Raw genomic sequence first — 10,370 nt, 5'->3', positions numbered from 1 at the left:
TGCTGTGCCATCGCTCGACCGCACTCGAAACCCACACGGTATCATCCCATGCCGTCAACAACACGCGGGCTGCGGCCCGCCACGCTTCCGGAATGGCGGCCAGGATGCCCGACGATTGCCACCCCAACCGACGGCGGCGCAGCCATGCCCAGCCGAGCAGGGCTTGCTGCGGCGGCGTCAACAACGCCTGCAGATCGCGCTGCACATGATCCAGGTGCGGCACAAAGGTCAGCAACACAGGCATCCGGGCGGTCAGATGTTTGTGCAACCCCTGCAGATGAACCTGTTGCGCGGCGGGTGCCGCTTGAACCACCTCGTCCAGCAGGCTCAGAACCGCGTCCAGGTCTTCCTGTCGCTGCGCTGCGCTCAACACGCCATCCCGCCCCACCACCACGGGAGCCAGCAACCGCCGCAGTTCGTCCGTCAAGTAGGCGGTGTTGACCGCCACCTGACGCGCCAGCGCGATATCCTGGGCATGGGCCGTCACGTCCGTCTTGGGGTTGCGTCCACGCGGGTGCTGACCTGCGGCGATCCGTGCCGCTTGGCGGGCGACCGCTGGAGTACGTCCTTCCAGTTGGCGGACGCCCCGTTCCAGGCGGTGCTGAACCTGGCCACAGCCGTGCAGTTCGTGCCAGATGTCGCCCTGCACCAACACCAGCGGCGTGGCATGCTTGCATGCCGACGACAGCGCCATCCCGCCATCCAAGACCACGCGATCCCACACCAGCCCGCGCTCGGTCAGGTCCCACAAGAGCAAGACCCAACTTTCGCTATCTACCGGCAGCGGCCCTTCACTCGCCCACACAGCGCCGCTCTGGACATCCACAACATTCAGGTAGGCACCAGACCGGTTGTTGGCATAGATCTCGTCCAAGGCCAGCGCCCGCGTATCGGGCGGGACATGGGTGTGCATCCACGCGATTGCCCGATCGCCTGCGTCGTGCAGGACGTCGACAATGGTCGCAAGACTGACGCCGTGCTGGAGCACTTCTTGAGTGGCGGCTTGGATGCCGCGCACCGAAGCGTGCTGAATCCAGAGGGTCAGAATCTGACGTTCCGTCGTGCTGGTCGTCAACGCAGACGGTGCAGGTGGGTCAAACAGCGTCAGCAAGGCGTGGCGTGCCTGTTCGCGCCAGCGATACAGGGTCGGGCGCGAGACCTGATAGTCATGGCTCAGGGTAGTCACGATGCCGTAGTCTCCTTCATGCGCCAACATCATCGTCGCACATTGTGTTCGCTGCTCAGGTGTGGTAGGATTCGTCTGTCCCATGAGGACGCCTCCCTGTGTGGTATGGTTTGTGTGTCTACATCAACCATAACACCAGGGAGCTTTTTTGTCACCAAATGGACGAGAAGAGTGTAACGTTGACATGGCCTTTCTGAAACCATGTCTAAGGTGCCAACAGCCCATGAGACCTAGCAGGTGCGGCGCGGTGGGATCGTTGACGCCCTCATGGTGGCGGCACGCGCCCCACCTGCCAGGTCAGGTGCGCTGCTCTTGGTTCATTGGAGCGCGTCAAAAACCCTTTACACACCAAGAGGTGCTGCCTTATCAGGAAGAAGAATCCCTAGGTAAAACCTGGGGCGCGGGCCTCTGGCCCGCATGCGGGCCGGAGGCCCGCGCACCCAGCATGTTCTCTGAACAACTACCAAAACTCACCCTGTTGACCGTAGGGGCACGGCGCTGCCGTGCCCCTACACTGGGCGACGCATTGCGCTATTTTCTATTTTCTATTTTCTCGTTTCTGTGCCCTTACTCTTCACCCCTCAGGCAGCACCAACTCAGCGATAGCACTGCAACTATAGTTGACCGTCAGTGCCACCGCGAGTTCAATCGCACGGGGGATGCCATCAAGTTGCCAGCAGATCTGTGCGACGGTCTTGAGATCAGCTTGGTCTAGTTGCGCCCCCCGTTCGGCGCTACGGGCAATGAAGAGTTGCGTAGCTTCGCAGCGCTCGAAACCGCTAGAGGCATGCACACAGTCATTGATGAGACCCTTGAGCCACAAGCTCTGCTCGTGGGCAAGCCCCAGTGGTTGACGGGTCGTAACCAAGAGTTTCACCTTGGGTGCCTGTTGCTGGAGCGCTAACAACAGATTACGTGAATGGCGTTGTGGATCAAAGCCATCTAAGAGCAGCAGCAGTTCACGTTGGGCCAGTGCCGCAACCATATCAGTGCAGGTGGCTGCTGCATGCAACCCAAGTGCCTGTGCTACACCTGTCACCGGGTCAGGAGCAGAGTTGCCACACAGCTTCTGCATCAGCACACCGTCGCGGAAGTGCCCCTCAGCCAACCTGAGGACTTGGTGTGCCAAGCGGCTTTTGCCAATCCCACCTGGCCCCACAATGCTCAAGAGCCTAGTGCTGCTGCTCAGAAAACGCTCACAAGCCAGCAACTCCGCCGTGCGCCCAATGAAGCGGTTTTGGTTTCGCTCTACATTGGGCTGCTTATGCCGCTTGAGGGATGCACGGGTAGAACGGCGGCGTAGAGGCTTGCGTTGGGCTGGTTCATGCACCATGACCTGGAGGGGCTCAATCAGGGCTCTGGTCTCGGCTTCTGGTTCCAAGCCTAGATGATCAATAAGCGCCTTGTGGCACAACTCAAACTGGCGCAGGGCCGCATGTGGTTTACCGGCGGCAATCAGGGAGGCAATCAGCGCCCGGTGAACCGCTTCGTTCCACGGCTCAAACTGCAACAACTGCTGGCCGTAGTAGCGCATTTGATGAAGATCACACTGCTGCTGGTAACTGTTGAAGAGCTATTGGAGCGCCTCCAGCAGCGCGAGGTGGCAGCGTTCGCGTTGGATGGCGAGCCAATCATCAAAGTCGGGGGCATCCGGCAGGCTAAAGCCTTGCAGCAACTCACCTTGGTAGAGCGCCACCGCTTCGGTTAACGCCGCCAACCAAGCGCTCGTGCCTTCCCCCCCTACCTTGGCCAACTGCTTGCTTGTTGCAAGGGCTTGGTTGAAGCTGATAAGATCAACCTCAACCCGCACTTCAGGGTTGATCTGGATCGTCTGACGACTACTGATGATCAAAGAGGGCGCAGCCTCAAGGTTATCAAAGGCGCGCCGCAACATAAAAAGGGTCTGATTGAGATTATTAAACGCCGAGCGTGGTGAACGCTCTGGCCAGAAGAGTTCCACAAGGGTACTACGTGAATGGGCCCGTTCGGGTGCCATCAGGAGATAGAACAAGAGCGCTCGGGCCTTATTGGAACCAAAATCGGTAATCGGCTGTCCATGAGCCTCAACCTGAAAGCCCCCCAGTACCCGAAGATGATACGCTGCCTGCGGCTGCTCCTTTGTTACGAGTTCCGGTCGATCCTGAACATACAAGCTGCGCTCCATCAACATAGATGTTACTCCTCAGAGCATGGAGTTGCACACGGTGCATAGCTAGAACGAGAGCCACATGCAGTATATGCCATGAAGCATAGATATTCAAGTAAATAAAGGGTTATATTTTTTAATGGTTTAACGCCGCCTCGATCCGCGCCACCACGAGATCAATGGCAATGGCATTACTACCTCCCTCGGGAATAATCAGATCGGCATAGCGCTTGGTTGGCTCTACAAACTCAAGATGCATGATCCGTACCGTCTTGAGATACTGTTCGATCACGGTATCTACACTCCGCCCACGCTCCCCAATGTCGCGCCTGAGCCGACGAATAAAACGCAGATCGGCATCGGCATCAACAAACAGCTTGATCTGCATCCGTCGCCGCAAGACCGGCTCGGCAAAGATCAGAATACCCTCAAGCAAGATAACTGGGCGTGGTGCGACATGCAGGGGTGTAGGCAGACGGGTATAGGTGGCAAAATCATACGTAGGCACCTCAACCGCCTGCCCAGCTACCAGCGCATCCAGATGCTTCACCAGCAGTTCATTATCGAGCGCATCGGGGTGGTCAACATTGAGCTGGGTACGCTGCTCAAAGGGCAGGTGGCTCAAATCACGATAGTAGCAATCGTGCGGAATATAGGCGATGCGCTCGGCACCAACCTGCTGCAAGATCGCTTGCGAAACCGTCGTCTTGCCGCTGGCACTGCCGCCAGCCACGCCAATAATGATCGGTACTTGACTCACATGTGACCCCATAACGTTGGGCTGCATGAGCCCTGGTGAGCTGTGTGTTTGCATGAACGTTATGGGTAGGCGATCTTGTCAATGAAGAGAGGATTCCGAGGTTTTTACCACAGAGGTCACAGAGGATTGAACCACAGAGGCACAGAGAACACAGAGGTTTTGATTTGGAGTACCATTCAGGAATTCAGGACGATTGCTCTGCTACAAACATCTCTGTGACCTCTGTGCCTCTGTGGTTCAATCCCTCTGTACCTCTCCAAAACCTCTACGCCTCAAAGCGCTTAGGCTCTTCTGGCTCGCCCAGAATCTTGTTGGTCAGATAGGTTGCCAACCAAGCGGCCACTAGGCCCAAGGCAAGGTTGATCAGGCCATGAACCAGCTTGCGTTGTAGGTCTTCTTCCACGTAGCTTACCTCCTTCGTACCAAGATCGAAATGAAATAGAGCAACTGGGCCAGCGCTTGGGCCGCCGCAGCGACATAGGTGAGCGCAGCCGCGTTGAGGACGGCATTGACACCTTTCGATTCTTCCACCGTTACCAAGCCATTACGCATGAGCATCTCGCGAGCACGCGTACTGGCGTTAAACTCAACCGGCAGGGTTACAAAGGTAAATACCACCGCCGCCGAGAAGAGGATCACCCCGATCACGGCAACAAAGAGCCCCAGCCTCTCGGCAAATAGGGCGAGGATGATGCCAATGAAGAAGAGGGTCGAACCTAGATTGGTACCAATATTGGCCGCACCAACAATGCTCGAACGGGCACGCAACCAGAAGTAGCCCTCCTGATCCTGAGCCGCATGGCCCAGTTCGTGGGCCACAATCGCCATTGCGGCAACCGTAGGCTGCAACGAACCATCCGAGAGGCGCATGACCTGCCCATTCGGATCGTAGTGGTCGGTCAGTTCGCCACCAATCCGCTCGATCTGCACATGGCTCAAGCCTTCGTTTTGCATCAGGGTGCGGGCTACATCCATGCCGTTCAATTGTTGGGCACTCGGCACCTTCGACCACTTCTCGAACGATGACTTCACCCGCCATTGGGCCCAAAAGGTGAAGAGCATCGCCGGAACGACGAGGATAAGATAAACAAACATGGGATACTCCTTATGTACCGTTTGGAGGCATGCAGGGCATCCTGATGCCGCAAACCTATTTTCTATTTTCTCGTTTCTGTATCCTTCCCTTATCGCGGAGAGGCATCACCATGCGGGGGTTGTTCAGCATCCGCGCCGCCCTGTGGTGGTTCTTGCCGTGTCTGGCGCTTGCGCGCCGTTTGTGCGAGGATGATCAACCCCGCGATGGTTGCGCCTACGGCGATCCCGATGATCAGCCCGCGCAATAAGGGCCGCTCATCGCTGGTTGGAATGAGTTCTTCGAGTTCTGCTTCGCGTAAGACGGCCATTGGGTTCCTTCCGGTGGGGGCGTGGGGCGGCTGCGCCGTCAACACCAAAGAAAAAAACAGGCGCTTTCAGCGTATCCTAACGCCTTACCCCTATTTCCTACGTTCCTTATTTCCTCTTTCCTCCATTGTAGCATGAGCCACGGCTTGGCGGCAATTTGGCATATGGCTTGTGAACAGGGTACAATGCCCCCCATGAGCATACCGTTTCGCTCCATCTATCGCCACGGCTTTGTGCGGGTCGCGGTGGCACTGCCCGCAGTGCGGGTCGCTAACCCCAGCTTCAATGCGACCCATACGCTAAACTTGGCGCACCAAGCCCATACCGAGGGGGCCGCCCTGGTCCTCTTTCCTGAGTTGGGGCTTGCGGCCTATAGTAACGAAGATCTCTTCCACCAGGCCGCCCTGCTCGATGCAACCACGACCGCCCTGGCAACCGTTGTGGCTGCCAGTGCCGAGTTGCGCCCGTTGCTGCTCGTTGGTGCGCCTCTACAGCTTGAAGGTCGCCTCTTCAATTGCGCTGTGGCCATTCACGGCGGGCGTATCCTGGGGGTTAGCCCCAAAAGCTATTTGCCCTCCTACCGCGAGTTCTACGAGAAGCGCCACTTTGCCGCCGCCCGCGATCTCTTGGCCCGTGAGGTTGAACTGCTGGGCCACCGCGTCCCCTGTGGCCCCGATCTGCTCTATGAGGCCGTGGGTATACCGGGGCTCACGGTTCACGCCGAGATCTGTGAAGATCTCTGGACGCCCATTCCGCCCAGTACCTACGCTGCACTCGCTGGTGCAACGCTGCTCTGCAATCTCTCGGCAAGCAATATTACGATTGGCAAGGCCGACTACCGCCACATGCTGTGCGCCGCTCAGTCGGGCCGCTGTGTCGCTGCCTATCTCTATTCTGCCGCTGGCCCCGGCGAGAGTACCACCGATCTTGCTTGGGATGGCCACGCGCTGATCTATGAGAATGGCGAGCTTTTGGCCGAATCGCAGCGCTTTGCCGATGGCGAGCAGCTTATAATGGCTGATATTGATCTCGAACGGCTGCTACAAGATCGCATGCGTCTGACGAGCTTTACCGATAGCGCCAGTGATCAGCGTGCCACCCTTGAGCGCCTGCGCCGCATCCCCTTTGCCTGTACGCCGCCCCCTGGCGAACTACCGCTGCGCCGCGTGGTCGAACGCTTCCCCTATGTGCCCGATAATCCGGCCACGCGCGATGCCCGTTGCTATGAGGCCTACAACATCCAGGTGCATGGCCTGATGCAGCGCCTGCGCGCCACCGGCATCGCCAAGCTGGTGATTGGTGTCTCTGGCGGGCTGGATAGCACCCAGGCGCTGATTGTGGCCGCAAAGACAATGGATCGGCTCACGTTGCCCCGCAGCAACATTCTGGCCTATACCATGCCCGGCTTCGCCACCTCGGAACATACGCGCCAGAACGCCCACGCCCTTATGTCCGCCTTGGGCGTGAGCGCCCACGAGCTCGACATCCGCCCCTCGGCGCTGCAAATGCTCAAAGACCTAGAGCATCCCTACGCCAGCGGCCAGCCAGTCTATGACATAACCTTCGAGAATGTCCAAGCCGGTGAGCGCACCTCCCACCTCTTCCGCCTTGCCAATCTGCACCATGCCCTCGTACTTGGCACTGGCGATCTGAGCGAACTGGCCCTCGGCTGGGCCACCTACGGCGTTGGCGACCAGATGTCCCACTACAATGTCAACGCTTCAGTCCCCAAAACACTCATCCAACACCTGATCCGTTGGGTCGTAGCTACCAATCAGTTTGATGCGGAAACAAACAGCATCCTGCAATCCATCGTTGACACCGAAATCTCGCCAGAGCTCATTCCTGCTGAAGTGGGCGAAGCTGCCCAACCAGCCCAGAGTACCGAAGCCACCATTGGCCCCTATGCGCTCCAAGATTTCAACCTCTACTACCTGACGCGCTACGGCTTTCGCCCAAGCAAGGTAGCCTTCCTCAGTGAACACGCATGGAGCGACGCCAGCCAAGGCAACTGGCCCACAGGCATCCCAACCAACCAACGGGTCGCCTACGACCGCGCTACCATCCGGCATTGGTTGGCCGTCTTCCTCTTCCGCTTCTTCCAGACCAGCCAATTCAAACGTTCAGCCATGCCCAACGGCCCCAAAGTCGGCTCCGGCGGCTCACTCTCGCCCCGAGGCGACTGGCGCGCCCCCAGCGATGCCGCAGCGCAGGTCTGGCTCGCTGAGTTGGGGTTGGTGGAGGAGGAATAGGGGAAGAACAGGAGAACTGAGGAACAGGAGAACTGAGGAACAGGGGGCAGAAGAACAGGGGAACAGGGGGCAGAAGAACAGGGGAACTGAGGAACAGAAGGCAGAAGAACAGGGGAACAGGAGAACAGGGGGCGGGAGAACAGGGGGCAGAAGAACAGAAGAACAGAAGAACAGAAGAACAGGGGGCAGAAGAACAGAAGAACAGGAGAACTGAGGAACAGAAGGCAGAAGAACAGGGGAACAGGGGGCAGAAGAACAGAAGAACAGGAGAACTGAGGAACAGAAGGCAGAAGAACAGGGGAACAGGGGGCGGGAGAACAGACGTTATCCTGCCGCAAAAGAGCGCAAAGGAACGCAAAAAAAACTGCGGTGCCTGCGCCCCGCTCCCACAAGTGGTTTCATGGGCGGACAGAAAACATGTACGTTGGCACGCAAAAACCGCATTGTAACGCCAAGAATCTCGCTGCCTTCGCCCCTCTCCCACAACGTGGGAGAGGCGGTGCCCGGTTGGTGAGCCTGTCGAACCAGAGCTTGCCGAAGGGGGGGTAGGGGGTGAGGGCCATCCGGGGCATCCCAAAGCCCTATTGGTCGCTATAGAAGCAAACGTTCTGTCCGCCCATGAACCCGTAGGGGGGAGGGTTGGGGAGGGGGGCAAAGGGCTTATTTGAAAGGTATTGGTGCTAAGAAGCTGTCTGAAAAGCTCGTGGGTACGTGCTGGAGTGCCGGCTTTAGCCGGCTAAAGCCGGCACTCCAACGCCAAACCATAGACTTTTCAGACAGCCTCTCAGCATATCCTAACCAAATCTTTACCCCTCCCCCTTGATCGCCCTCACCTATTTGATATAATAAAACTGTTTTATATACCAAAATACACATTACTACACCGTGAAGGAGACTCCATGCGCGCCCATGCCCACCAAAGGATTGTACACCAGGCCGTTGCGCTACGCGGCTATCTTACCCTCTTCGTTGTTACCGCACTCCTCCTTACGGCAACCTTCTTCGTCCCCGTAGCAGAAGCTACGGGGACGATTTTGCGTGTACAGGCCGGCGCGAGTGGTGCCAATGATGGCACGAGTTGGGCTAACGCCTTCCCAACCCTGCAAGACGCCCTTGCGGTGGCAACATCCGGCCAGCAGATCTGGGTCGCGGCGGGGATCTACTACCCCGATGAGGGCGCGGGGCAGAGCAACAATGCACGTAGCGCCACCTTCTTGCTATCCGAAGGCGTGGCGATCTATGGCGGCTTTGCGGGCGACGAGACGGCCCTTGAGCAGCGTGATTGGGAGGACAATGCCAATGCGACCATCCTGAGTGGTGACATTGGGACACCTGGCGACAACAGCGACAACGCCTACCACGTCGTCACCGGCGCGAACAACGCGACGCTCGACGGCTTTACGATTACGGCAGGCAATGCTGATGGGAGTAATCCAAACGACAGCGGCGGCGGGGTTCGCAACATCAACGTCAGCCCGACCTTGCGCAACCTGACCATCATTGGTAATCGGGCGAACTGGAATGGCGGCGGGGTCTTCAACGACGGCGGCACGCCGAGCTTCGCCAACGTCACCATCAGCGGCAATCAGGCGACTAACCACGGCGGCGGGGTCTACAACAGTGGCGGCACGCCGAGCTTCGCCAACGTCACCATTAGCGGCAATCAGGCCGACAACGGCGGCGGGCTCGCCAACCGTAACAGCAATGCGAGCTTTGCCAACAGCACCATCTGGGGGAATAGTAGCCAGGTCGATAATGAAGATAGCACTCCCAGCTACAGCTACTCCCTCGTCCAGGGACTGAACCCCGGCGACACCAACCTGCCCAGCAGCACCGACCCGCGCTTCGTCAACCCGGTTGCCGCCGGCAGCGCCCCCACGACGGACGGCAACTACCGCTTGCAGGCCGATTCAGCGCTGATCAACGCGGGCAATGATGCTGCCGTTCCGGCAGGGATTACCACTGACCTGGATGGTAACCCGCGCAGCATCGGTGGCACGGTAGACCTCGGCCCGTATGAGGTACCCTTCCCATCCGTCCTGAGCATCAGCCCCACGAGCGCTTCGCCCACCAATGCGGCGACGGTCGCTTTTACCGTCACCTTCAACATGCCGGTGAGCGGGGTAGAAGATAGTAGCAACTTTAGCCTCGTCAGGACGGGGGGCCAAGGTGGGGCGGAGATTAGCAATGTGACGGGCAGCGCTACCACCTGGGTCGTCAGCGTAACGACAGTGGAAAATGCAGAGGGTACCATTGGCCTCAACCTGGTTGATGATGATTCGATTGTCACCACCGACGACTCGCCGGTGCCGTTGGGTGGCCCTGGTGTGGGCAATGGCGATTTCACGGGTGAGGTCTATGTGGTGGATCGCGTCGCGCCCACGGTCACCCTGGACAGCACGGCCCCCAACCCGACCAACAGCACCATTCCGGTGACGGTCACCTTTAGCGAGAATGTGAGCGGCTTTGTCGCCGGTGATGTCACCGTCACCAATGGCAGCGTAGACAACTTCACGGGCAGCGGGGCGAGCTATCACTTCACCGTCACCCCCGACGAGCAAGGGGATGTCACGGTCAACATTGGCGCGGATGTTGCCCAGGATGCGGCGGGCAATGGCAACACCG

9 protein-coding genes are annotated in these 10,370 nt (G+C 58.5%); 2 read left to right on the top strand and 7 right to left on the bottom strand.

Going from position 1 to position 10,370, the window contains the following annotated elements; genetic code table 11:
* From CJ255_RS19510 to CJ255_RS19480, 7 genes are all read right to left on the bottom strand, one after another.
* The coding region (locus CJ255_RS19510) for a hypothetical protein (RefSeq protein WP_133117016.1) at positions 1-1,270 on the bottom strand (1,270 nt) is incomplete at its 3' end.
* Positions 1,271-1,760: 490 nt separating this feature from the next.
* On the bottom strand, positions 1,761-2,720 hold the full coding sequence (locus CJ255_RS19505) for a BTAD domain-containing putative transcriptional regulator (RefSeq protein WP_097645760.1): 960 nt from the start codon (positions 2,718-2,720) through the stop codon (positions 1,761-1,763).
* A 39-nt stretch (positions 2,721-2,759) separates the two neighbouring features.
* Entirely contained in the window at positions 2,760-3,350 is a 591-nt protein-coding gene (locus tag CJ255_RS19500) for an AfsR/SARP family transcriptional regulator (RefSeq protein ID WP_165774823.1), read from the bottom strand.
* 118 nt (positions 3,351-3,468) lie between these two features.
* On the bottom strand, positions 3,469-4,092 hold the full coding sequence (udk, locus tag CJ255_RS19495; RefSeq protein ID WP_097645762.1) for a uridine kinase: 624 nt from the start codon (positions 4,090-4,092) through the stop codon (positions 3,469-3,471).
* A gap of 265 nt (positions 4,093-4,357) precedes the next feature.
* Positions 4,358-4,495 carry a hypothetical protein gene (locus CJ255_RS23760; RefSeq protein ID WP_097645758.1) on the bottom strand — a complete coding sequence of 46 codons (138 nt, stop codon included), beginning with the start codon at positions 4,493-4,495 and terminating at the stop codon, positions 4,358-4,360.
* A gap of 5 nt (positions 4,496-4,500) precedes the next feature.
* The gene (locus CJ255_RS19485; RefSeq protein WP_097645757.1) at positions 4,501-5,187 is read right to left on the bottom strand and encodes a zinc metallopeptidase; all 687 of its coding nucleotides are present in this window, start codon (positions 5,185-5,187) and stop codon (positions 4,501-4,503) included.
* An 89-nt stretch (positions 5,188-5,276) separates the two neighbouring features.
* The gene (locus tag CJ255_RS19480; RefSeq protein WP_097645756.1) at positions 5,277-5,495 is read right to left on the bottom strand and encodes a hypothetical protein; all 219 of its coding nucleotides are present in this window, start codon (positions 5,493-5,495) and stop codon (positions 5,277-5,279) included.
* Positions 5,496-5,687: 192 nt separating this feature from the next.
* On the opposite strand from CJ255_RS19480, the gene CJ255_RS19475 reads away from it, so the two are divergent.
* Positions 5,688-7,745, top strand: coding sequence for an NAD(+) synthase (locus CJ255_RS19475; RefSeq protein ID WP_097645761.1), 2,058 nt, complete (start codon positions 5,688-5,690; stop codon positions 7,743-7,745).
* A gap of 899 nt (positions 7,746-8,644) precedes the next feature.
* On the top strand, positions 8,645-10,370 hold a 1,726-nt coding region (locus CJ255_RS19470), incomplete at its 3' end, for an Ig-like domain-containing protein (protein ID WP_245863602.1).

The sequence above is a fragment of the Candidatus Viridilinea mediisalina genome (assembly GCF_002532535.1).
In the GTDB taxonomy this organism is placed as follows: domain Bacteria; phylum Chloroflexota; class Chloroflexia; order Chloroflexales; family Chloroflexaceae; genus Viridilinea; species Viridilinea mediisalina.
The sequence above is the reverse complement of the archived record's forward strand: the minus strand, read 5'-3'. Positions and strand labels throughout refer to the sequence as shown.